Here is a 24410-nt window from a genome sequence, read left to right on the forward strand (position 1 = left end):
CCCGCGCCGCTCCGCCTACATCGCCTCGAACAGGCCGGCCGCGCCCATGCCGGTGCCGATGCACATGGTCACCAGGCCGTACTTGCCGCCGGTGCGGCGCAGGCCGTGGGTGAGGGTGGCCGTGCGGATCGCGCCCGTGGCGCCCAGCGGGTGGCCCAGCGCGATCGCGCCTCCCAGCGGATTCACCTTGGAGGGATCCAGCTTCAGTTCGCGGATCACCGCCAGCGATTGGGCGGCGAAGGCCTCGTTCAGTTCGATCCAGTCCAGCGCGTCCTGACCGATGCCGGCGCGTTGCAGCACCTTGGGGATGGCTGCGACCGGGCCGATGCCCATGACTTCGGGCGGCACGCCGGCCACGGCGAAGCCGGCAAAGCGCGCCAGCGGACTCAGATTGAATTCGCGCAGGATGCGGTCGGACACCAGGATCACGGCGGCGGCGCCATCGGACATCTGCGAACTGTTGCCGGCCGTGACGCTGCCGCGCACGGCGAATACGGGCTTCAGGCGGGCCAGCGCCTCGGCGCTGCTGTCCGGCCGGGGGCCTTCGTCCGTCTCGACCAGGCGGCGCGCGGTGCGCACCGTGCCGCTGGCGTCGCCGGGCTGGCGCGACACCGTTTCATAGGGCGTGATCTCGGCGCGGAAGTGGCCGGCGGCGATGGCCGCGCAAGCCTTCTGGTGCGAGGCCAGGGCGAAGGCGTCCTGGTCCTCGCGCGAGACCTTCCAGCGTTCGGCGACCTTCTCGCCGGTCAGGCCCATGCCGAAGGCCATGCCGATGTTTTCCTGGTGCTCGAAGATGGCCGGGTTCATCGACACCTTGTTGCCCATGATCTGCGGCATGGCGCTCATGGATTCGGTGCCGGCGCCGATCATGATGTCGGCCTCGCCGGTGCGGATGCGGGCCGCGGCATCGGCCACTGCCTGCAGGCCGGATGCGCAGAAGCGGTTCACGGTGACACCAGCCACGCTTTGCGGCAGACCGGCGAGCAACAGGCCGATGCGGGCCACGTTCATGCCTTGCTCGGCTTCCGGCATGGCGCAGCCGGCGATGACGTCGTCGATGCGCGCGGCGTCCAGGCCCGGGACCTGCGCCAGCGCGCCATTGAGCGCGGCGGCCAGCATGTCGTCGGGGCGGGTGGTGATGTAGGCGCCGTTGCGCTTGCCTACCGGCAGGCGCGTGGCGGCGACGATGTAGGCGTCTTGAATCTGCTTGCTCATAGTGATTCCTTGTGTGTCCATGGCGCTGGCCGTTGCTGTCCGCTGGCTTGCCCTGTCGGGGCCGCGCGGATCCGGCTTCGCCGGTCCGCAGTCGGCGCCCCCTTGAAGGGGGAAGCGCCGTAGGCGCTGCGGGGGTGGGCCTAGTTCCTCAGGGGCTTGCCGGTGTCGAGGGTGTGGCGGATGCGGGCTTGCGTCTCGGGCGTGCGCAGCAGCGCCACGAACTCCTTGCGCTCCACGGCCAGCAGCCATTCCTCGTCCACCTTGGCGCCGGTGTCGACCTCGCCGCCGCACAGGGCCACGGCGGCGCTGCGCGCCACGCGGTAGTCGTGCGCGCTGATCATGCCGCCTTCGCGCATGTTGACCAGCACCATTTCGAAGTTGGCAATGCCGTTGCGGCCCGCGACCGGAATGTCGCGCAGGCGGGGAGGCGGCGTGTAGCCGGCCTCGGCCGCGGCGCGCGCCTGGCCGATGGCGACATACAGCAGCTCGTCCGGATGGAACACGACGATGTCGTGTTCGCGGGCGAAACCCGTGGCGATGGCTTCCAGCGCGCTCTTGGCGACCTGTGCCGTGGCAATGGTCTGGAACACCGGCTGCAGATACGGGAAGACCTCGCCCGGCGTGGCGGTCCTGGCGGCCAGCGCGGCGGCGCGGCCGGCGAATTCCTTGCTGCCGCCACCGGCCGGAATCAGCCCGACGCCGGCCTCGACCAGCCCGACATAGCTTTCCAGCGCCAGCACCCGGTGCGAGGCGTGCATCAGGAATTCGCAGCCGCCGCCCAGCGCCATGCCCTGCACGGCCGCCACGGTGGGAATCTGCGCGTACTTGAACGACTGCGAGGTGCGCTGGAATTTTTCAACCGTGGCTTCCAGCATGTCCCATAGACCCGCGGCGCAGGCCTCGGAAACTTGCTGCAGATTGGCGCCCACGGCGAAGGGCGCGTCGTGCCAGATGACCAGGCCGTCGTATTCGCGCTCGGCGCGCGCCACCGCCTGCAGGATGCCGTCGAGCACTTCCGCGCCCAGGGTGTGGTTCTTCGAGGTGACGGACAGGATGGCCACGCCGGCGTCGATCTGCGGCAGGTTCCACAGGCGTACGCCTTCGTTTTCCCAGATCGTGACGCCGCGCGCGCTGGCGCCTTCGCCGAATACGCGCTCGGGGAACAGCTGGCGGCGGTACACCGGCAGCGTCGAGCGCGCGCGCAGCTGGCCGGTGCGCGCGGAGTAGGAGCCTTCGGGCGCATGCACGCCGTTGCGGCCGGGCTCCAGCGCCCATGCCGGCAGCGGCGTGTCGCTCATGGCCTGGCCGGCGGCGATGTCCTCGGCCACCGCGGCGGCGATGGCCTGCCAGCCGGCGGCCTGCCAGGTTTCGAACGGGCCTTGGGCCCAGCCGAAGCCCCAGCGCATGGCCAGGTCCAGGTCGCGCGCGTTGTCGGCCACGTGTTCGAGCTGCACGGCGCTGTAGTGGAAGATGTCGCGGAACAGGCTCCAGAGGAACTGGGCCTGGGGATGGCTGCTTGCGCGCAGCGCGGCGAAGCGCTTGCCCGGGTCGCGCTCCTTGAGCAGGGCGGCGACTTCGTCGGCCAGCTTGCCCGCGCTGGGCACGTAGTCCTGCGCTTTCAGGTCCAGCACCAGGATTTCGCGGCCTTGCTTGCGGTAGACGCCGGCGCCGGTCTTCTGCCCCAATGCGCCCTTGGCGATCAGGGCGGAGAGCCACTCGGGCAGCTTGAAGTAGCGGTGCCAGGGATCGTCCGGCAGATTCTTGTCCATGGTGCCGACCACGTGGGCCAGCGTGTCCAGGCCGACCACGTCGGCGGTGCGGTAGGTGGCGCTCTTGGGACGGCCGATCTTCGGGCCGGTCAGGGCGTCGACCTCATCGAATGCCAGGCCTAGGCGGGCCGTGTGGTGCATGGCCGCCAGGATCGAGAACACGCCGATGCGGTTGGCCACGAAGTTGGGCGTGTCCAGCGCGCGGATCACGCCCTTGCCCAGGGTCGAGGTCAGCCAGGTTTCAAGCTGGTCCAGCACGACGGGCTGGGTGTGCGAGGTGGCGATGATCTCCACCAGCCGCATGTAGCGGGGCGGATTGAAAAAGTGGATGCCGCAGAAACGGTCGCGCAGGCCCGCCGGCAGGGCATTGGCCAGCGCGTCGATCGACAGGCCCGAGGTATTGGAGGCGATGATGGCGCCAGGGGCCACGTGCGGCGCGATGCGCTCGTACAGCGCGGTCTTCCAGTCCATGCGTTCGGCGATGGCCTCGATGACCAGGTCGCAGCCGCGCAGCTGTTCCAGGTCGTCGTCGTAGTTGGCGGGCGTGATGTACGCCAGGCGCGCGGCGCCGGCCAGGGGCGCGGGCTCGAGCTTCTTCAGGCCGGCGATCGCCTTCTTGACCGTGCCGTTGCGGTCGCCTTCGGCGGCGGCCAGGTCGAACAGCGTGACGGGCACGCCGGCATTGGCCAGATGGGCGGCGATCTGCGCGCCCATGACGCCGGCCCCCAGGACGGCGACGTGTTTGACGACGAACTTGCTCAAGGCAGTCTCCTGAAAAAAGCGGAAGGCGGGGCCGGCCGGACCGGGCCGGGCCGCCATCCGGTGCGGGTTAGAAGCGGGACGATAGCTGTACGCCCAGGATGTGGGCATTGCTGTCATAGGTGCCCGCCACGCGGCCCTTGGTCAGCTGGTTGCCGGACGTGGTGTCGATGTCCGTCTTGCGCAGGTAGAGATAGGTATAGCCTACGTCCAGCGTGGTGTCCTTGGTGGCCTGCCACTGAATACCGGTCGAGAGCCAGTAGCGGTCATTGTCCGGCAGCGAGGTCGGACGGTCGGCTTCCTTGTACACGGGCGATTGGTCGAAGGCGACGCCGACTTTCCACTTCCAGTTGGGCGCGAACTTGTAGTTGGCGCCCAGGGCGACGCGCCAGCTGTCGCGGAAGTTCAGCGGCAGGTCGTCGTCGCGTGCACCGACGCCCGAGTTGCGGATCTTCAGATCGGGAATGCTGCTCCAGCCCGTCCACGAGATGTCGCCCAGCAGCTCCCAGCGTTCGTTCAGCTGGTGTGCCGCGCTCAGGATCAGGGTGTCGGGCAGGGTCACGGACGCCTTGGCGTCGAACGACACCGAGTTGCCGCGCGGATAGATGCTGGTGATGTCGGTGTCGCCCTTGGCCGTGTGCTTGATCTGCGAACGGTAGGACAGGCCGATGCGGGTGTCGTCCGTGGGTTGCAGCATGAAGCCCACGTTCCAGCCCCAGGCGTCGCCCTTGAGGTTCAGGTCGGCGTCGCCGGTGGTGCCCAGCGGCATGCCGGGAACCGGCAGTACCGCCTTCTTCTTGTAGTTGGCGTCGATGTGCTGCCAGTTCACGCCAAAGCCCATGGAGAACTTTTCGTTGACCTTGTAGGCGATCGAGGGGTTGACGTTGATCGTCTTGATCTCGAATTTGTTGGAGTGGTACTGGCCCACCCAGCCGTCGTCGTATTCGGTCATGAGGCCGAACGGGGCGCCTACGCCCAGGCCGATGAACCACTGCTCGTTCAACTGCCAGGAGGCGTACATGTTGGGCACCACGCCCAGGTTGCCGGCGTCGCCGCCGTTGCCGCCGGTCGGACGCGATCCGCCCAGGCCGGTGCCCGGCAGGCCGGGAATGCTGGGATTGCGGCTGTCGCCGTTGTCGGAAAACTTGAACGACGGCTTGATCAGGTTGACGCCGCCGGACACATTGAAGCCGGGCAGGTAGGTCATGCCGGCCGGGTTGTAATAGATGATGCTGGCGTTCTCCGGATTCGCCGCAGAGCCTGCATAGGCGTTGCCCAGGCCGCTGGCGTTCTGCTCCAGGAGCTGAAAGCCGGCCGAGTGCGTTGCCGTGGATGCGCCCAGGCCGACCACGAGGGCCGACAAGGTGCTCAGGGACAATGAACGTCTGCTCATGGTACTGCCTCCTCGTGATGGATAGATGTCTCTATGGCACTGCCGGTCTTGTCGTTCCGGTTTAGGGTGTACAGGTCCTAATCGGCCTCAGCCGGTCTTATACTTTGCAACGCGTTACTGCTTTGGTAATGCAAGGGGCCGCCCGTGAATGGCGCGAACCCCGTTCCGAAAATCACGCCCGCGTCGGCCAGGTCGGCGTCGGCGACGATGCCTGCGTCCACGCGCTGGCGCGTGGCGTCGATCAGCGGTTGTATCAGGCGCTGCGCCAGGCCGGCGGGCGCGCCGGACTGGCTGGCGCCCTTGACCGGCTTGCCGTCGCGCCAGACGTAGAAGCCGCGGCCGCTCTTCTTGCCCAGGTCGCCGCGCGCCAGGCGCTCGGCCAGGCAGCGCGGCGGCTCGGCGTCGCCAGCAAGTTCCGCGCCTGCCGCGCGAGCGATGTCCAACCCCACGGTATCGGCCAGCTCCAGCGGCCCCATCGGCATGCCGAATGCCACCATGGCCGCGTCCACGGCTTCGGGCGCCAAGCCCTCGTCCACGCTGCGCATGGCCTGCAGCATGTAGGGCGCCAGCACGGCGTTGACCAGGAAGCCCGGCGCGCTCTTGACCGGCAGCGCCAGCTTGTCGATCTGGCCGACGAAGGCGCAGGCTCGGGCCCGCGTCTCGCCCGCGTCGCCGTCGGCGTGCACGACCTCCACCAGCGGCATCTTGGCCACGGGATTGAAGAAGTGGATGCCGACCAGCCGTTGGGGCTGCGCCAGGTCCGCGCGCAAGGTTTCCAGCGACAGGCTGGAGGTGTTGGTGGCGAGCAGCGCATCGGGCTTCATGCGCGGCTCCAGCGAGCGGTAGAGCGCGCGTTTGGCTTCGGGCTGTTCGCTGATGGCTTCGATGACGATGTCGGCCAGCGGCACGCCGCCGCCTGCGGGATCCGGCACCAGGCGGTCGAACGCCGCGCGCGCGAGCCGCGGATCCTTCAGGCGGCGCGAGAACAGCTGGGCAGCGCGCTTGATGGCGGGCGCGATGCGCGCCATGTCCTGGTCCTGCAAGGTGACCGTCATGCCCTTGAGCGCACACCAAGCCGCGATGTCGCCGCCCATCACGCCGGCGCCGACCACGTGCACGTGGCGCGCGGGCGCAATGCCGGCCTGCTTGCCGTTGGCCTTCAGCCGTTCCTGCAGGCGGAACACCCGCAGCAGATTGCGGGCGGTGTCGGAGGAAATGATGCGCTCGATCAGCGAGGGCGCCTGCAAGGCGTTGCCGCCGTGCTTTTCCCAGATCTCGACGATGGCGGGCGCGGCCGGATAGTGGCCCAGGGGATCCTTGGCCGCGATCTGCTTACGGGCGCGGTTGGCGACGATGGCCTTGAGCGGCCAGCGGTTGGCCCAGGCCCCGAAGCCGCGCGCGCGCCGGGGCGCCTTGCGCGACAGCACGGTCTGGCGCGCGGCCGCCAGCAGCAGGCGAGGCGGCACGCGCGCGTCCGCCAGGCCCAGCGCGGCGGCGCGGCGCGCGTCGGCGCCGCGGCCGGTCAGCATCATGTCCAGCGCGGCAGGCGCGCCGATCAGCCGCGGCAGGCGCAGCATGCCGCCCCAGCCGGGAAAGATGCCGAGCATGACCTCGGGCAAGGCCAGTGAAGTCCCCGGTTGGTCCGCCACCAGGCGGTAGCGGCAGGCCAGCGCCAGTTCGAGGCCGCCACCCAGGCAGTGGCCCTGGATCAGGGCCAGCGTGGGGTAGCGCACCGCGGCCAGGCGGTTGAACAGGTCCCAGCCGCGCGCCACCAGCGCGCGCGCCTGTTCGGGCGTGTCCAGGCTGGCGAACTCGTTGACGTCGGCGCCCACGACGAAGCCCGTGGCCTTGCCGGAGCGGATGACCAGGCCCGTGGGCGGGGCCGCGTCCAGCGCGTCCAGCACCACCGCAAGTTCGCTCATGGCGTCGGCGGACAAGGCGTTGACCGCGCTGCCGGCGCGGTCGAAGGTCAGCCAGGTCAGGCCGTCGGCATCGCGCTCCAGGCGCCAGTGCGCCAGCGTGTCGATAGTCGTCATGAGCGGTCCTCGTCCAGGGTTTCGACCAGCATCGCGCCGCCTTGGCCGCCGCCGATGCAGATGGCCGCCATGCCGCGCCTGGCGCCGCGGCGCTTCAGGGCCGCCAGCAGGTGCAGCACGATGCGGGCGCCGGAAGCGCCCACGGGATGGCCGATGGCGATCGCGCCGCCGTCGACGTTGAGCCGGGCCGGGTCGAGGTCGCCCCAGGCCGGCGTGCCGAAGTGCTCCTGGCAATAGGCATCGTCGCGCCAGGCCGCCAGGCAGCCTAACACCTGGGCGGCGAAGGCCTCGTTGATTTCCCACAAGTCCAGGTCATTGAGGCCCAGGCCGTGGCGCTGCATGATCGGCGTGGCCGCGTGCACCGGCCCCAGGCCCATCTGCGCGGGATCGAGGCCGGCCCATTGGCTGTCGACGATGCGGCCCAGCGGCCGCAGGTTCCATTTGCGCACCGCTTCCTCGGAAGCGAGGACCAGCATGGCGGCGCCGTCGGTCACTTGCGAGCTGTTGCCCGCGGTGATGTTGCCCCAGGGCTTGTCGAAAACGGGCTTGAGCTTGGCGAGCTTCTCGGGCGTGGAATCATCGCGCACGCCGTCGTCGTCGGGGTACAGCTTGCCCTGCGTGTCGATCAGCGGCGAGATCTCGCCCAGCGCGCCGGCCGCGCGGGCCGCCAGCGCGCGCGCGTGGCTTTGCGCAGCATAGGCGTCCATGGCGGCGCGGTCGATGCCGAAGCGGGTGGCGACGTTCTCGGCGGTCTGCCCCATGGACAGGCCGACCACCGGATCGGTCAGGCCCTTGAGCAGACCGATGACGGGGGCGAGGTTGCGCAGCCGGAAGCGGCCCAGCGCCGCGAGCTTGGCGCCTGCGCCGCGCGCGGCATACCAGCTGGCCAGCCAACGCACCATCTCGTCCGAATACAGCACCGGCGCGCGCGACAGCGCGTCCGTGCCGCCGGCCAGCACCAGTTCCGAACGGCCGGACTGGATGTTGGCCACTGCGGAATCCAGCGCCTGCATGCCCGAGGCGCAATTGCGCATGACGGTCCAGCCTGGCACCTTGTTGCCGCAGCCCAGGCGCAGCGCGATCACTCGGCCGATGTTCACTTCGTCAGGCGAAGGCGCGGCGCAGCCCACGATGACCTCGTCCAGGTCGGTGGGCGCATAAGGCTGGCGCAGCAGCAGCGCGCGGCCCGCCTGCACGGCCAGATCGCCGGCGGAGAAGGGACCCGGGCCGGTGCGCGCCTTCAGGAAAGGCGTGCGGGCGCCGTCGACGACGTAAACCGGTTTGAATGCCATCCGATTTCTCCTGTTCAGGCGGCCCTGCGTTCGGCTGCGGGGCTGCCCTGGTCCGCGGCGCGCAAGTCAAAGGCGAAATCATCCACTTTCACCACCGTGTCGCGCAAGCGGTTGCGGCGTTTCACCACTGCGTATTCTTCGGCGGTGATGCCGCCGATGGCGAAGGCGGCATCGGCGATGTCGCGCACGTTGGCCTGCGGATTGCCGTCAAGCGCGCCGCGCTTTTCAAGTTCGCGGATCTTGGCTTCGATGGGCTCGGCGTCCAGCGTGGCGGCCAGCGCCAGCTCGATTGCGCCCACCGGTTCGGCCTCGGTCGCGGGCAGGTGGCAGCCGGCGGTCAGGCGGTCGCGCGTCGCGCTTGGGTTGATCAGCAGCCGCGCAACGTCCTGGCCCAGCTGGTCCGAGGGCAGGGCTTGCGTGCGGCCCCAAGGCAAGACCAGGCGGCGCAGGCTCCAGGCGACGAAACGGTTGGGGTAGTTTTCCAGCACGCCTTCGATGGCTTCCTGCAGCTTGTACAACGCATCCTGGATGGACCAGTGCGCCAGCGGCGCGTCGGCCGCCTGGCGGCCTTCGTCTTCGAAGCGCTTGAGCGTGGCGCTGATCAGGTACATCTGCGACAGCACGTCGCCCAGGCGCGCCGACAGGCGCTCGCGGCGCTTGAGGCTGCCGCCCAGCACCAGCATCGAGGTGTCGGCCAGCAGCGCGAAGGCGGCGCTGTAGCGGCTGAGCAATTGGTAGTAGCGCTTCATTTCCGGCGCGACGTCGGCGTTGACGCCGACGAAACGCGCGCCGGTGAGGGCGGTGCCCAGGGCGCGCAGCTTGTTCTTTGCGACGAAGCCCACGTGGCCCCAGAAGGCGCGGTCGAAATCATCCAGGCCGCGCTTGCGGTCGGGCGATTGCGCGGCCTGCATTTCAGCCAGCACGTAGGGATGGCAGCGGATCGCGCCCTGGCCGAAGATGATCAGGCTGCGCGTGAGGATGTTGGCCCCTTCCACCGTGATGCCGATCGGAATCTGCTGGTAGGCGCGGCCCAGGAAGTTGGACGGCCCCAGGCAGATGCCCTTGCCGCCGATGACGTCCATGCCGTCGTTGACGACCTGGCGCGCCCGTTCGGTCACGTGGTACTTGACGATGGCGGACACGACCGAGGGTTTCTCGCCCAGGTCCACGGCGCCCGCCGTCATGCTGCGCGCGGCGTCCATCATGTAGGTGTTGCCGCCGATGCGCGCCAGCGCTTCCTCCACGCCTTCAAACTTGCCGACGGGCGTGCGGAACTGGCTGCGCACGCGCGCATAGCCGCCCACCGCCCGCGTCGTCAGCTTGGACATGCCGGTGTTGGAAGAGGGCAGCGAGATCGAGCGTCCCGCCGCCAGGCATTCCATCAGCATGCGCCAGCCCTGGCCCGCCATGGCCGGGCCGCCGATGATGAAATCCAGCGGCATGAAGACGTCCGCGCCGCGCGTGGGGCCATTCATGAACATGGCGTTCAGCGGGAAATGGCGGCGGCCGGTGTCCACGCCCGGATGGTCGTGCGGCACCAGCGCGCAGGTGATGCCCAGGTCTTTCGCGCCGCCCAGCAGGCCGTCGGGATCGTACAGGCGGAACGCCAGGCCCAGCAGGGTGCATACAGGCGCCAGGGTGATGTAGCGCTTGTCCCAGGTGACCCTCATGCCTATCACTTCGCGGCCTTGCCATTCGCCCTTGCAGACGATGCCGCTGTCGGGGATGGCCGCGGCATCGGAACCGGCCCAGGGGCTGGTCAGCGCGAAGGCGGGTACTTCCTCGCCGCGCGCCAGGCGCGGCAGGTAGTGGTTCTTCTGTTCGTCGGTGCCGTAATGCAGCAGCAGCTCGGCCGGGCCGAGCGAGTTGGGCACCATGACCGAGACCGCCAGCGCCGACGAGCGCGTGGACAGCTTGGTCACGATTTCGGAATGGGCATAGGCCGAGAACCCCAGGCCCCCATATTGCTTGGGAATGATCATGCCCAGGAAACCCTGGGTCTTCAGGTAGCTCCAGACCTCTGCCGGCAGGTCGTGGCTTTCCTGGGTGACGTGCCAGTCGTTGACCATGCGGCAGGCCTCTTCGGCCTGGACGTCGAGGAAACGCTGCTCGTCATCGCTCAGGCGCGGGCGGGGATAGGCCAGCAGGCGGCTCCAGTCGGGCCGGCCGCGGAACAGTTCGCCTTCCCACCACACCGTACCCGCCTCCAGCGCGTCGCGCTCGGTGTCCGACATCTGTGGCAGCACCTTGCGGTACAGATTGAAGATCGGCGCCGACAACAGGGCGCGGCGGATCGGACGCACGCCCAGCAAGACCGCCGCCAGGAGCGCGACGATGACCAGAGCGTAGATGACTGCGTGCATTTTCTTGTCTCCGTGGAGGTTCTGTTCCGTCTGCGGGCGCGTGGCGCTCAGGGCACGTGCGGCAGGGGCGAGCGCAGGCCGCCGAGCAGAAAGCTCATCAGGCGCGGCAGCAGCAGGTTGGGGTTATCCGGTTGTTCGGCGTCGTCTATGGTCCAGCCCGTGACCGAGCGCAACAGGTCGGTGCCGATGATGGCGTACGAGGTGGCGCCCAGCATGAACTGGAAGCGCCACATGATTTCCGCGCGGGGTACGTCGGGCAGGGCCGCGAACAGCGCGTTGCGGTAGCGCTCCAGCACGTCCGCGTACTCCTCCGCGAACAGCGCGCGGATGAAATCGGAGGGGTCGGTCATGGTGCGTTCGAGCAGCGGCAGGAAGGTGCTGCCCGCCTGCGCGGGATCCGCCGCCAGGCGCAGCAACGTGCCGAAAAAGGCATCCACGATCTGCGACGGCTTCAGGGGCCTGCCTTCGGCTTGCGTCTCCAGTTCATCCAAAAGTCGCAAGCGCTCGCGGTTCAGCACTTCCAGGCGGCGTTTGAGCACCGCCTGCACAAGTGACTCCTTGGAGCCGAAGTGGTAGTTCACCGACGCCAGATTGACGCCGGCGGCCGCGGTGATCTGGCGCATCGAGGTTCCATCGTGTCCCTGCTGGGCAAACAAGGCCTCGGCGGTGTCCAGGATGGATTCACGGGTGAGGGATGGTCTGATTTCTTGCATAAGGTTGAATTCAAACGTTTGTTTAAAAACAATTATGCGTGAGAGATGGTTGAGACGCGAGCCTCGGCTATCCCCAATAGGGTTTACCACTACCGGCGCGCGATTCCAGCGTTCAGGACCGACCGGATTTTCGCCAGCCTCCGCCAGAGGGATGACAAATCTCATGCGGAGGGAGTAACGATTTCCTAGTGTTTGCGCATGATCCTGAGCCATTCGTCCTCGGACTGCCGACCTAGGATGAATGTGGTCTGGAACGGAGGCGCAAAACCCCGCAGTATCAGCGCGAGGAGTTGATTCTGTCGCGCCCCTGAATACGCAATGGCTAGCCCGTTCGCCCTACCGGACGGAAGGCCGATCAGCCCTGGCACAGGAGCAGGAGAAATGAAAACCTACAGAGTGGGACTGCTGGTTGACGGGTACGAGCAACCCGGTTGGATGCATGAGATGGTGGATTGGCTCAGGCATAGCCAGGATTTTGAAGTCGCTGCTTTGCTGGTGATAAGCGAGGAGGGCGGCGAGAAAGCGCCCCGCCTGGGCGTGCGCGCCCTGTTTGGCGCCCTGTCGCGTCTGGAAGCGCGGCTGTTGCCGGCAAAGCAGCGGCAGGCGCTTGCGTGCCGCGACATGCGGGAAAGCGTGCCGCAGGATACGGCCGCCGTCCTGTCGCTGGCGCCTGGCATGTCCGCGGACGAGATGCAGGGGCAGGTCGCGGCGCTGGGCCTGGACCTGATCATCACGCTGGGCGCATCGCCGGCCACGCGTGAACAAATGGCGGGCTGGACGCGGCTGGGGGTATGGCAGCTGAGCTATTCGGATATTGCGGTGGCGACCAGCCGCTATGCCGGCTTCTGGGAGGTCTATCAGCGCGAAGATCACACCACGGTGAAACTCTGGCGCGTCGGACCGCGAGAGGACCAGGACGAACTGCTGGACCAGCGCAGTTTCAACACCGAAGTGTTCTGGTTGAAGAATCAGGCGCGCGCGTTCAGCCTGGGGAATTTCATGGTGTACGACGCGCTGCAGACGCTGGCGCGCGTCAAGCAAGGGGTTGCGCCGCCGAGCATGCAGATCATGAGCGGCTTGCGGCGCGATGATCCGGTGGAATGGGATAGCGCCGCATATATTGCGCGTCAGGCCTGGTTAATGTCGGATTTGATTGTGCGCCGCGTCATGAAACGCAATGTGCGCTGGCGGATCGGCATGTTTCCCTCTGCGCGGCAGCAGGCGGTGGTATCCGAGGCCATGGTGTTGCAGCCACCCAAGGGCAGATTTTTTGCGGATCCGTTCGTATATACCCAGGATAAAAAACCGTATATATTTTTCGAGGATTACGATTTTACTTCCCGCAAGGGCACGATCTCGGTCGCGACCTACTCCGACGGGGCTTTCCGCCTGTTGGGGACGGCCTTGAACCTGCCCTACCATCTGTCGTTTCCTTATATATTCGAGCACGAAGGCGTCACCTACATGGTGCCGGAGACTTGCGGAAATCGCAGTATTGAACTCTGGAAATGCACCGATTTTCCGCTCAAGTGGGAGCTTGATGTAAATTTGATGACGAATATATCCGCCGTCGATACCATTATTTTCAAGCACGGCGAATACTGGTGGTTATTAACTAATATTGACCGGACCGACGGTCAAAGCCATTGCGACGAATTATTCGCTTTCTTTTCGGATTCGCCGCGCTCGACCGAGTGGACGCCGCATGCCTGCAACCCCATCGTGCGCAACCCGATGCGGGCGCGCAACGCCGGAATCGTTGTGTCGCCTGGCGGAGAGGTGATCCGCTGTGCTCAGTACCAGGGCTTCTGCCACTACGGCAAGGGCGTGTCGCTGAACCGGATCGAGGAACTAACGCCATCCACCTACGTGGAAACGGATGGCGAAATCCACTACGCAAGTTTCCTGAGAAAACGCCATGCTTCGATGCACCATTGGCATCATCAGGGCGGGCATACGGTATTTGACTTCGCCTATATGGAGTAAATCGTTCCGGAAACGCAAAAATAAAAATGTTACCTATATTTCGATTACGAGAAAGACGCACGGGCTTGATGTGTCCGCGGAAACATATAGACAGTTATTGTCCTGGTTCCGGAACTTCCAGGCCGCGCCCGGCGGATGCCGCGGCGCGGCTTTTTTACGGCTGTAACATCGGCCTGCCTTAGCCTGGAAGCCACGTCCGTCCTGCATCTTCCATAGGGAAAGCGCAAGCTCCTCATGGGGAATTCCTGGTGAAAACCCTAGCGCCGGAATGGATGAGATGCGCGTCTCGTCCGGATTTACGATGATGATTAAGGCTAACGAATGATTTCTGTTTTTGTCGGATTATATCGAGCCGAAACGTCTTGATTTTGACAATTTCGAACCATAAGATGGGTCCATGCCATCCGTTATGTTGGCTACCAAAGTCTCCCAGCCCAAATGCTCCGGTTCAGCTTCATTAGATATTCCGGAATATTGCGGACTCGCACCGCGGGGTTGGAAAAAAAATAGTCTTCAGCACAGCGAAGATCCCTTCTAGGCCCGTCGAAAAACCGGGAGGACACCATGGCCAAGATGGTCCTGATTGAAGCCCATCCGCTCCTGCGGTTGGGGTTGTGGCAGATTCTGAGCAAGTTGGATGATGTGTGGGAAATCGAGGGGATGGGTTTGGCTGACATCTCCAAGGCGGACGGCGTGCACGCGGGCGCCGACCTGTTGATCTACGGATTGCCGGTGGATACCGACGAAGCATGGAGCGCGCTGCATGAAATCCAGCGCGTGCTCACGCCCAAGCGGATCCTGCTTCTGACGGACGTCATGCCCCTGCCCATGCCGGTGCAGGGCCTGCCCGGGGCAAGCGTCTACGGCTGCCTGATGAAGACGGCCTCGGTGGAGATCCTTGAAGCGGCCATCCGCCTGGTCATGGCGGGCGGGCAGTGCTTCCCCAGCGAACAGGCGTTGCAGGCTCCCGCGCAAACGGTCTGCGCCTTGCCGGCCCGGGAAGCCGACGATGCCGCCGCCAGCAAGGGCTCCATGCCCGTCAGCGCCGGCGCGCAGCTGCTGCAGATCACGCCGCGGCAATACGAGGTGCTGGTGTTGCTGGCGCGCGGTTATCCGATCAAGACCGTCAGCAGGATGTTGAACATTTCGGTGGCAACGGCCAAGACGCATGCATGCACGCTTTACCAGCGCTTGCATGTCAAGAACAAGGGCGAAGCCGTGTACGCGGCGCTGCAACGTGGCGCGACCTTGGAATGGCATGAGCCCAATGGCAGGGATGTGGACGCCGGGCAGCTCTATGGGCGCAAGCTCGGGTAGCGCGGCCGTGGTTGCGCTGCCTGCCCGGCAGCCTGGAACGCAAGCGTTCCATTGCTGCCGGGTATGCGCATAGCCATCATGGCTAATTCTTACACAGCAGTATCCGCGGTCGCAGTGCTGCTGCATTCCTCCACCAATCATCCTCCTGAACGAGATTCAGCGAACGTAGCCGCTGATAGCATGGGTTGTGTCCGCAAGACTGGATCGAGAGGGCGAACCACTCCGCCTCGCCATCGCGATTCCGTGCCGCGGACGAGATTCCCGTGAGGTCGGTGACGCCAGCAGCCTGCCGTTGCAGCAATGATGCGCCAGCGTCATGGGAACCGTGTATGGGCCATGCGTCACAAGGTTCCCCCCGGGATGACAACCGTACTGATCGAAGACTACGCTCTGCTCCGTGTCGCGATCCAGCATGTGCTGGAGCGTGCGCGGAACACCGACGACATTCTGGCCATCTCGCCAGCCCAATTGCTCACCATGTCCAGTTCGATCAATCGCCCAGTGGAACTGCTGGTGATGGGTTGCAGCGGCCTGGCCGAGCAGGACGTCGGGCTCCTGTCCCAATCGATGGCGTTCTTCATGCCGCGGCTGGTGCTGGTGCTTTATTCGGTACTGGACCCGGGCGTCATGGCGGCGTGCGCGCGGGCGGGCGTCGCGGGCTACATGCCCAAGGCCTCCAGCCCCGATGCGCTGGCGGCCGCGGTCAGCCTCGTCATGGCGGGCGGCGAGTGCTATCCGCAGCCCGCGGCCCGACCTCAGGGCGCCTCGCATCCGCCAACCCAGGAGCTGAGGGAACTGACCCAACGGCAGGAAGAGATCCTGCAGTTGCTGGTGCAGGGCAAGACCATGCGCGAGATCGGCCAGCAGGTCGGCATATCGGTGGCCACGGTGAAGAGCCACGCGCGCACGCTGTACTGGAAACTGAACGCGCGCAACCAGGCCGAGGCGGCCTATATCGCCGTGCAGATGGGACTGGTCAGAAGCGGCAACGGCGCAACGGCCGCCAAGCATGATCCCGATGCGTAGGATGGGTTAGGCGCGAGAGATCCGATGCAAGAGCGTCGGTCTCGAGCGCGCGTAACCCATCGCCAACCGTCTAAGGAAAATTGAACGCGTCGCAGCGTTGACGGCTTGCACGCGGCAGATGCGGAAGGCTTGTGCGGTCGTTCGGCCGTTCAAACGCCCGCGCCGCGGGCCGCATGCTTGCCCTTGGCCGCAACCAGCGCTTCGAATTCCTGTTCCGCCGCAGCCAGCACGCTGTCGACGTGCAGATGCGTCTGCGCGTACTGGCGCGCCGCGGCGCCCAGGGTTTCGCGGATCTGCGCGTTGTAGCTGAGCTTGCGCACCGCCTCGGCCATGGCGGCGCCGTCTTCCGGCGGCGTCAGCAGGCCGCAGCGCGCGACCACGCCGGCCAGCTCGGTGCCGGGCGCGGCGCCGCACACCACGGGCCGGCCGCTGGCCAGCATGCCGGTCAGCTTGGACGGCATCACCAGGTCGGCGGCGCCGGCGCGTTGCGGCAGCAGATGGATGTCGGCGGTGTTGAGCAGTTCGCCCAGGCGTTCGGCCGGCTGCAGGTCCAGGAAGACGACGCGGGCCAGGCCCTCGCATTGCTGCTGCAGCGGCGCGCGTTCGGGTCCCTGGCCGCAGAAGACGAACCACAGGCGCGTCTCGCGGCTGAGTCTGCGGGCCACGTCGGCCAGCGTTTGCAAGCCCTGCTTGCCGCCCATGTTGCCTGAATAAAGCGCAACGATGGCGTCGTGAGGAATGCCCAGCTCGGCGCGGTAGTCGCCGCCGCCGGCGCGCGGCGCGATCGCATCGACGTCGATCCAGTTGGGCAGCAGCACGGCGCGGCCCGGGTCCACGCCCTTGGCCCGCGCCAGGTCCAGCATGCGGTTGGAAATGGTGGACACGCGGTCGAAGCGGCGCATCAGCCAGCGTTCGGCCCTGAGCACCATGGCGCGCAGGCCGGCGCCCTTGAGCAGCCCCAGCTCGAACGCGGCGTCCACTTCATAGTCCTGGATGTGCAGCCAGGCGCGGGCGCCGCAAAGCCGCGCCGCCAGCCAGGCGGCGGGTGCGCAGAATAGCGCGGGTTCCACCACCAGGATGATGTCCGGCCGTCCCGCGGCCGCGCGCAACAGCGAGGGCAGGCTGGACAGGGCGAAGCTGGCCAGGTGGATCAGGCGCTTGAGGCCGCCCGGCCGTTCGGGAACCCAGAGCGGCGCGCGGCGTACGGTGACGCCGCGCAGGACTTCCTTGCGGTAGCGGCCGGCGCGATAGCCATCGTGCACCTGCCACTGCGGATAGTAGGGCGGGGCGGTCACCACGCTGACGTCGTGGCCGCGCGCAGCCAGCCATTCGGCCAGTTCGGCGCTGTATTTGCCGATACCTGTGAGTTCAGGCGCGTAGTTGATGCCGTAGATGAGGATTTTCATGCCGGGCCAGCCTGGCGCGGGCGTACCGGGCGGCATGGGTTGCCGTGGCACACCATGGCGGGCGGCATGTTGCGGAATACCGAGCTGCGCGCGCCGATCACGGCTTCGCGTCCGACGGTCACGCCGGGGCCGATGAACACGTCGGTCGCCACCCACGCGCCGTCCTCGATGCGCACGGCGCGTTCGCGCAAGGGGAAATCGGGTTGCCCCGCATCGTGGTCGGCGGCGCACAGGTAGCTGCGTTGCGACACCACGGCATGGGCGCCGATATGGATGGGCCCCAGGCTGTAGATGACCGCGTCGTCGCCGATCCAGGCGTAGTCGCCGATTTCGACCTTCCAGGGATAGGTCACGGTGGCGGTGGGCCGGATCAGGACCTTGCGGCCGACCCGCGCGCCGAAGCAGCGCAGCAGCCAGCGGCGAAAGCCATAGGCGACCTGCGGCGACCAGCGGAACAGCGTCGCCTGCACCGTCCACCAGAGCTGCACCGTCAGGGCGGAGCGGCCGCGCTGGCCGGGCGCCAGCGCAAAACGGTCGAGCTGTTGCAGGGCGCTCATTTGGCGGCTCCCGCCACGGCGTCGTCGCGCGCGGCGGCGGCGCTGGCCTGCCGCGCCTTCTGGATTTCCTCGGTCTTGATGCGGATCTGCCAGTAGTACATGGCGCGCGCCACCGCGTAGTCGTAGCCCGCCTTGCCGTCCAGGAAGCCCAGGCGGAACACATAGGAATGCAGGAACGAGATGGGCGCCTTGAACGGCATGGCCTGGAAGATGCGCTTGAGCAGGGCGCGCGCGCCCACGTTGGCCTCGCGCGGATCGTTCATCAGGCCTTTGGTGCGCAGGTTCGCTTCCCAGTCGGAATAGCGGTTGTGCTTGTCGAAGTAATGGAACAGCGAATCATGGTCGTTGTGCACCATGCGTTGGCGCAGGGCGAAGGTTTCGCCTTCGACTTGCGGCTGGTAGTGGCCTTCGACCTCCCACATGTGCGCCACGTCCAGGTCGTCATAGTCCAGGAAGCGCGAGCGGTCGCGCGCCAACAGGGCCAGCTTGTAGACGCGGTGCCCGTGTTCCAGCTTCTTGCCGCAGAACACGTAATCGAACGGCACGAAGGCGCCGCCCGCGCCCGCCGCGAAGCGCGGCAGGGCTTCGCGTATCTCGGCGGCCAGAGCGGGCGTCATCTCCTCGTCCGCGTCCACGTACAGCACCACCGGATGCGAGAACGGCAGCTGTTCCAGGCACCACTGCTTCTTCTTGGGATACTTGCCGTTCCACTGGAAGTTGGAGACCTTGGCGCCCAGCGCCGTCGCCATGGCGCAGGTCGCGTCGGTGCTGTTGGAGTCCACCACGAATACTTCGTCGAATTCGACCAGCGCCTTCAGGCACTTGTTGATGTTGCGTTCCTCGTTCTTCGTCATGACGACGACCGATACCGGTATCTTCTGCATGATGCTGTCCTGTTCAGGGCGTGCCGCGCTGCATCAGCGGGCGGAAGAGGGCGATGACGTTGCGGCAGTGCCGTTCCAGGGAAAAGGCGTCGGCGCGTTCCGGGCCTTGCTCGGCAAACCGTTCACGCGTCTCCGCGTCATAGGCCAGGCGGCGCACCGCCTCGGCCAGGGCCGCGGCGTCGCCCACAGGAACCAGCAGGCCGTAGCGGCCGGAATCCAGGATTTCAGCCGGGCCATGGGGACAGTCGGTGGATATCACCGGCACCCCCAGGCACAGCGCCTCCACCAGCACATTGCCGAAGCTCTCGCGCAGGGAGGTCAGGGCGAATGCGCCGGCGCCCGCAATCACCGGGAACGGGTTGTCGATATGGCCGGCCAAGGTGACCGGGCTGCGCGAGCCGCGCTCATCGATGCGCTTTTGCAGGGCTGCGTGCTCGGATCCTTCGCCCAGGATGGTGAAGCGGATGCCGGGGTCGTCCAGCAGAGCGGCCGCGTCGATCAGCGTCGCATAGTCCTTCACCGCTTCGAGCCGGCCCACGGCCACGACATGGTAAGGCTCGGTTTGCGCGGATTCGTCGCCGCCGCGGCTGCCCTGCGCGCGTACATTTTCCAGCGGCACGCCGTTGTAGATGGTGTGGACCTTGCCGCGCAGCGGCGGGAACATGCTGACCAGGTCTTCCTTGACGCCGCGCGATACGCCCACCACCGCATCGTGACGCCGGTAGGTCTGGCTGACCAGCCAGCATTTCAGGCGCCGCATGCGCGAGGCTCCGTAATGGATGGCCGGGCTGCTGTGTTCGAAGGCGACGGTGGCGAACTTGCCGCGCAGCAGCTTCTTGGCCGCCACCACCAGCATGTTGCACAAGAGGCCGTGCGAGCAGACGATGGCGGGCTTGTCGCGCCGGATCTGCATGAGCAGTTTGAAAAAGGCCACGGGCAGCATCAGCCGCAGCGCGGTCGGAGATTCGTTGACGGGGAGCGCCCGGGTTACCTTCGGATTGGATACGGGATACTCGCGGATACGCGAGCGCAGCAGGAACAAGGCGGAATCCACCCCTTGTTCCGGCAAGGCATCCACGATGAAGGCGACACATCTTCCTACGCCGCCGTGCAGGTCTGGCGCGACAAACAAGACATCAGGCATGTGGGATCACTCTAGTTGGCGTCCGGCGCGCAACGTCCGGGCGGTGGCTGGGGGCGGATGTCGTTCTTTGTTCTGGCACGGGCATGATCTGGGCATTGCGCATGAGCGACAGGCAATAGCACAGCAGGAACCCGGTGAAGGCGGTCTTGGGCGCGTACGCCAGGCCGCCGGAAAGCGAGTCGATGAAGATATAGATAGGCGCGGTGGCCAGCAGGTAGCGCCGGTGCAGCTCCAGGCCCGGATGCGCATATCGTCGGAACAGCGTGAGCAGAAGAATGAGCACGGGCGGCAGCATGATCATGAAGGTGCCGACCACGCCGAACTTCATCAGGTAGAAGGCCCAGGAATTGTGGGCGAAGGTGCTCAGCTCGAAGCCGTTCTCGCCCATGACCCAGCTGCGAAAGCCCGCACCCTTGCCGAACACCGGACTCTCCGCGAAGAAGTCCATTTGTCCCTGCATCTCCTGGACGCGTGCGCCATAGCTGGAGTCCTCGTCCAGGCGCTCGACGCTGAAGATGCGATTGGTGAGCACGTCCAGGTAGCCGATCGCGGCGAAGACCAGCACCCCGGCGACTGCCGCCGGCGCAAAGACCAGCACGGCGCGGCGCCGGATCTCGGGGCCCGCGCCCAATAGCACGGCGATGAACACCGAGATCGCCAGCTGCAGGTATTGGCTGCGGTTCAGCGAAAACACGAGGGCCAGCAGCATATAGACCGTCAGCGCGTAGGCCTTGGGTCCGGAAACGTTGAGCGTGCGCCGGAAATACAGCAGCGACACCACGCCGAACGGGATGGCCCATACGCCCAGCCGCACGTTGCGCAGCGGATTCGCCACGCTGAAGCCTTGCAGCTGTTCGGCCAGCATCAGCGTGGCCACGGCCAGGCAGGCCGCCACGATGTACTTCTGCAGCACCGCGTAGGCGGCCGGGCTGTCGATATCCTTGTAGCAAAGAAAGGGGGTGCACAAGAAATAGAACACGATGCGCAGGTCCCGCGCCACGTCGCCGGTCTCGATGCCCGGATGATGCAGCGACACCAGGATCAGATAGATCACCGACACGGTCTGGATGCCCAGCAGCATGCCCAGCATGCCGCGGGGCAGCGCATAGGCCGCGGGATCCGCGAGCCTCAACATCTTGACCACCAGCATGGCGACGAACAGGAAATCGAAGGGCGACAGCTTGAAGCTGCCGACGCCCAGGACGAAGTGGTCGTCGTTCAAGGCCAGCGCCGTGAAGGCGAACATGCCCAGCAGATGCAGGGTGGATAGGCGGCGGTGCGTGGTCATTGCGGCTCTTCTCTGTGTGGAAAGACGCTAGTGCGAAGCCCAGTCGTCGCGTCCGAAAATCTTGGTGGTCAGTTTTTCGAACAGATAGGACAGGTCTCCCTGGCGTGCGTGGGCGGCCACCTTGGACGCGCGGCACGACAGTTCGAACAGCTTGCCCAGGCCCGGCTCCGTGCGGCGGATGCGCGTGACGATCTGTTCGCGTTCCTCGAGCAGCACGTCCTGCATCAGCGCGGTCTTGGTTTCGTCGTGGGCGGTGTAAACGCCCATGGCGTCAGGCACGATCAGGTTCTTGCCTTCGCGCAGCAGCCGGCTCCACAGCTCCAGGTCCATGCAGTAGCGCATGCTCTCCTGCAAGAGCCCGTACTTCTGCAACAGGTCGCGGCGGAAGATCGCCGACTGGTTCGGGATGGACGCCTTCACCACCGTCAGCGTGCCGCGGTTGACCGGCGTGTAATGGATCTTGCGGAAGATCCGGTTGTCGGCGTCGGCCACGAACAGGTTGCCGCTGACGATGGGCGCGCGCCCCTTGGAGGCGGCCGCGCCCAGCTTGCGTAAGGCGCCGGGGAAGTACAGGTCGTCGGAATTCTGCCAGCCCACATAGTCGCCGGTGGCGCGTTCGAAGCCCTTGTTGATGGCATGCGACTGGCCGCGGTCCGGCGTGCTTTCCCAGTACGTCAGGTAGCGCTCATACTTGCGGATGATGTCCACGCTGCCGTCGGTGGAGCCGCCGTCGATGATGATGTACTCCAGCCGCGGATAGCCCTGGTTCAGCACGGACAGGATGGTGCGTTCCAGGAAGCGGGCCTGGTTGAACGAGGGGGTCACGATGGTCACTTTCGGCAACAGGCTGCCGGCTATGGGCGCCGGCGGCCGCAACTCGCGGACGAAGTCGATGAGCTGACGTGAGTACTCGTTATGACGCTTGCGCATGTAGGACCTCAGCATATGAGTTAACGGGTGGCCGCAGGCAAGGCGCCCGGAAAATCTGGGCGGGATTGACGGATGGCGAGAGCCACGCCGGCCAGCGTGATCGCCGCGTAGGCCATGCGGCCCCATGCCGCGGCGTGTTCGCCCGCCGCGTGTACCAGTCCTGCCATGACGCACAGCATCGCCAGGCCGCCCAGGCCGTTCAGGATGGCGACGGCACGCGAATTGCCCAGGCCCAGCAGGGAAAAGTGCGCCGCGGCGTTCAGGGACAGCAGTCCCGAGGCCACGATCAGCAACTGGAAGGTGCCCAGATGGCCGCTGGCGACGTTGTCTCCCAACAGCAGGTTCAAAAGCGGATGGCTGACCGCCAGCACCGCCAGCGTGGCGCTGGCCGACAGCGCCAGGTTCCACAGCATCATGCGGCGGATCTCGCGTTCGACGGCGCCGGGATAGGGGGGCGAAACCGACAGGCGGGTGACGCGCGGCATGGCCTTCTGGAAGATGGCGACCGACGCGGTATGGATGATCTGGCCGACCTGCACGCCGACCGTATAGATGGCCAGCGCGGCCGGACCCATGAGGCTGCCGACCAGCACCCGGTCCACCGAGCCGAAGGCGAGGGCGCTCAGGCTGTTCAGCCAGGACCAGCGGGAGAACCGGAAGGCGTCCATCATGGCGCTGCGGTCGCGCACCGGGCGCACCAGGATGCGGCCATAGGTGCGCGCGAACACGCGCATCTTCACGCTGCCCGCGATCAGGAGTCCCAGCGCCTGCGCCAGGCCGGTCCAGGTGGGCGATGCCGTCAGCCAGGCCGTGGCGCAAGCCAGTCCCATCGTGCCGGTGCGGCTGAAGACTTCGCACAGCGCCGTGGCGCGGAAGTCTTCGCGCCCCTTCAGGCAGCCGGAGAACAGCTGGTCATATTGCTGCGTCAGGTAGATGGCCAGCGCGGGCATGGCCAGCATCGTCACCGCCACGCCGCCGAAGGTCGCCGCCGGCCAGCCCAGGCCCACCACTGCCCACAGCAATACTGCGGCCAGGGTCACGACCCCGAGCGCGCAGCCGATCAGCGACATGCTTACGCCGGCTGCGCGATAGGCGCCGCCGGGCTCGTGCATGCGCTCGGACACCAGCTTGGTCGCCGTCACCGCCGCGCCCAGGTTGGCGGCATTGCCGAAGCCGGCCAGGGCGATGATCATGGAGTACTGGCCGAAGCCCACGGTCCCCAGCTGCCGGAACAGGATGGGCAGGGCCACCAGCGCCGCGACCGGCCCGATGCCATACTCCACCAGCCCCCAGAAGGAGGCATTGCCGGCGATATGTTTCCTGAGGAATCCGAGCATGGCTGGGGCCTGTGGGCATATGGGTTCTGGCGAGGCCGTCAGGCCACGGGCAGCGCATGCTGGGTGCGTTCACGCAGGAAGTGGCCGTAGGCCAGCGTGATGCCATGCGTCAGCGAGATCTCCGGTTTCCAGCCCAGCGCCTGCATGCGGGCCGAGTCCATCAGCTTGCGCGGCGTGCCGTCGGGCTTGCTGCTGTCGTAAACGATGTTGCCCTCGTAGCCGACCACGCGGGCCACCAGCCTGGCCAGGTCGGCGATCGAGATGTCCTGCCCGGCGCCGATGTTGTAGATGCCTTCCGCCTGCGGATGCTCCATCAGCATGACGCAGGCCTGGGCCAGGTCGTCCACATACAGGAATTCGCGCAGCGGCGCGCCGGTGCCCCAGATGCTCACGCTTTCCTGGCCGGATTCCCGGCCTTCGTGAAATTTGCGGATCAGCGCGGGCAGCACGTGGCTGCTTTGCAGGTCGTAGTTGTCATGCTGGCCATACAGATTGGTCGGCATGGCGCAGATGAAACGCGCGCCGAACTCGCGCTGATAGGCCTCGCACAGCTTCAGGCCCGCGATCTTGGCGATGGCGTAGGGCTCGTTGGTCGCCTCCAGCGGCCCCGTCAGCAAGGCGTCCTCGCGGATGGGCTGGGGGGCTTCGCGCGGATAGATGCATGACGAACCCAGAAACAGCAGCTTGCGCACCCCGGCGGCATACGCGGCGCGGATCACGTTGCACTGGATCATCAGGTTCTTGTACAGGAACTCCACCGGATGCGTCTGGTTGGCCAGGATGCCGCCGACCTTGGCGGCGGCCAGGTACACCACGTCGACCGGCGTGGTCGAGAAGAAGCGGTTGACCTGATTCTGGTTTTCCAGATCCAGCTCCTCCCGGCCGCGGGTCAGCACGTTGCGGTACCCGCGGCGCTGCAGCTCGCGGGTGATCGCGGCGCCTACCATGCCGCGGTGGCCGGCGACGAAGACGCGTTGCTCCAGGTTCGTCATGTC

18 protein-coding genes are annotated in these 24410 nt (G+C 66.4%); 3 read left to right on the forward strand and 15 right to left on the reverse strand.

Annotation, left to right across the window (positions count from 1 at the left end):
* Window positions 1-15: 15 nt before the first annotated feature.
* The 7 genes from NGK62_RS31430 to NGK62_RS31460 all read right to left on the reverse strand — a co-directional run bounded on the left by NGK62_RS31430 (window position 16) and on the right by NGK62_RS31460 (window position 11540).
* On the reverse strand, window positions 16-1215 hold the full coding sequence (locus NGK62_RS31430) for an acetyl-CoA C-acyltransferase (RefSeq protein ID WP_059372152.1): 1200 nt from the start codon (window positions 1213-1215) through the stop codon (window positions 16-18).
* A 140-nt stretch (window positions 1216-1355) separates the two neighbouring features.
* Entirely contained in the window at window positions 1356-3746 is a 2391-nt protein-coding gene (locus tag NGK62_RS31435) for a 3-hydroxyacyl-CoA dehydrogenase/enoyl-CoA hydratase family protein (RefSeq protein WP_059372154.1), read from the reverse strand.
* A 67-nt stretch (window positions 3747-3813) separates the two neighbouring features.
* Entirely contained in the window at window positions 3814-5136 is a 1323-nt protein-coding gene (locus NGK62_RS31440; protein ID WP_059372156.1) for an OmpP1/FadL family transporter, read from the reverse strand.
* Between the two features lie 77 nt (window positions 5137-5213).
* Window positions 5214-7172, reverse strand: coding sequence for a 3-hydroxyacyl-CoA dehydrogenase NAD-binding domain-containing protein (locus NGK62_RS31445; RefSeq protein ID WP_251882006.1), 1959 nt, complete (start codon window positions 7170-7172; stop codon window positions 5214-5216).
* A complete protein-coding gene (locus tag NGK62_RS31450) occupies window positions 7169-8464 on the reverse strand; it encodes an acetyl-CoA C-acetyltransferase (RefSeq protein ID WP_251882008.1) in 1296 nt (431 codons plus the stop codon). Before NGK62_RS31450 ends, NGK62_RS31445 begins: the two co-directional genes overlap by 4 nt.
* A gap of 14 nt (window positions 8465-8478) precedes the next feature.
* Window positions 8479-10827: an acyl-CoA dehydrogenase gene (locus NGK62_RS31455; protein ID WP_118933842.1), complete on the reverse strand. Its 2349-nt coding sequence runs from the start codon at window positions 10825-10827 to the stop codon at window positions 8479-8481.
* Between the two features lie 47 nt (window positions 10828-10874).
* On the reverse strand, window positions 10875-11540 hold the full coding sequence (locus NGK62_RS31460; protein WP_059372165.1) for a TetR/AcrR family transcriptional regulator: 666 nt from the start codon (window positions 11538-11540) through the stop codon (window positions 10875-10877).
* Window positions 11541-11921: 381 nt separating this feature from the next.
* Between NGK62_RS31460 and NGK62_RS31465 the strand changes: the two genes are divergently transcribed.
* From NGK62_RS31465 to NGK62_RS31475, 3 genes are all read left to right on the forward strand, one after another.
* Entirely contained in the window at window positions 11922-13526 is a 1605-nt protein-coding gene (locus NGK62_RS31465) for a glucosamine inositolphosphorylceramide transferase family protein (RefSeq protein ID WP_251882010.1), read from the forward strand.
* Between the two features lie 564 nt (window positions 13527-14090).
* Entirely contained in the window at window positions 14091-14843 is a 753-nt protein-coding gene (locus NGK62_RS31470) for a response regulator transcription factor (RefSeq protein ID WP_059372168.1), read from the forward strand.
* Between the two features lie 360 nt (window positions 14844-15203).
* On the forward strand, window positions 15204-15869 hold the full coding sequence (locus tag NGK62_RS31475) for a response regulator transcription factor (RefSeq protein ID WP_059372171.1): 666 nt from the start codon (window positions 15204-15206) through the stop codon (window positions 15867-15869).
* Window positions 15870-16018: 149 nt separating this feature from the next.
* Here the strand turns inward: NGK62_RS31475 and NGK62_RS31480 are convergent, their stop codons facing one another.
* From NGK62_RS31480 to NGK62_RS31515, 8 genes are read right to left on the reverse strand one after another with little or no spacing between them, the layout of a single operon-like run.
* Entirely contained in the window at window positions 16019-17275 is a 1257-nt protein-coding gene (locus NGK62_RS31480; RefSeq protein WP_059372821.1) for a glycosyltransferase WbuB, read from the reverse strand.
* On the reverse strand, window positions 17272-17832 hold the full coding sequence (locus NGK62_RS31485; protein ID WP_059372172.1) for a putative colanic acid biosynthesis acetyltransferase: 561 nt from the start codon (window positions 17830-17832) through the stop codon (window positions 17272-17274). Before NGK62_RS31485 ends, NGK62_RS31480 begins: the two co-directional genes overlap by 4 nt.
* On the reverse strand, window positions 17829-18716 hold the full coding sequence (locus tag NGK62_RS31490) for a glycosyltransferase family 2 protein (RefSeq protein WP_059372178.1): 888 nt from the start codon (window positions 18714-18716) through the stop codon (window positions 17829-17831). Before NGK62_RS31490 ends, NGK62_RS31485 begins: the two co-directional genes overlap by 4 nt.
* A gap of 13 nt (window positions 18717-18729) precedes the next feature.
* On the reverse strand, window positions 18730-19860 hold the full coding sequence (locus NGK62_RS31495) for a glycosyltransferase (protein WP_059372179.1): 1131 nt from the start codon (window positions 19858-19860) through the stop codon (window positions 18730-18732).
* Entirely contained in the window at window positions 19853-21148 is a 1296-nt protein-coding gene (locus NGK62_RS31500) for an O-antigen ligase family protein (RefSeq protein ID WP_118933839.1), read from the reverse strand. Before NGK62_RS31500 ends, NGK62_RS31495 begins: the two co-directional genes overlap by 8 nt.
* A 27-nt stretch (window positions 21149-21175) precedes the next feature.
* Window positions 21176-22078 (reverse strand): glycosyltransferase family 2 protein, encoded by a 903-nt coding sequence (locus NGK62_RS31505; RefSeq protein ID WP_059372182.1) that lies wholly within the window; start codon window positions 22076-22078, stop codon window positions 21176-21178.
* Window positions 22079-22098: 20 nt separating this feature from the next.
* Window positions 22099-23415 (reverse strand): oligosaccharide flippase family protein, encoded by a 1317-nt coding sequence (locus NGK62_RS31510; RefSeq protein WP_059372184.1) that lies wholly within the window; start codon window positions 23413-23415, stop codon window positions 22099-22101.
* Between the two features lie 38 nt (window positions 23416-23453).
* Window positions 23454-24407: a GDP-L-fucose synthase family protein gene (locus tag NGK62_RS31515; protein WP_054453071.1), complete on the reverse strand. Its 954-nt coding sequence runs from the start codon at window positions 24405-24407 to the stop codon at window positions 23454-23456.
* Window positions 24408-24410: the final 3 nt, after the last annotated feature.

It is taken from the genome of Achromobacter sp. Marseille-Q4954, assembly GCF_943737025.1.
Classification (GTDB): domain Bacteria; phylum Pseudomonadota; class Gammaproteobacteria; order Burkholderiales; family Burkholderiaceae_B; genus Achromobacter; species Achromobacter bronchisepticus_A.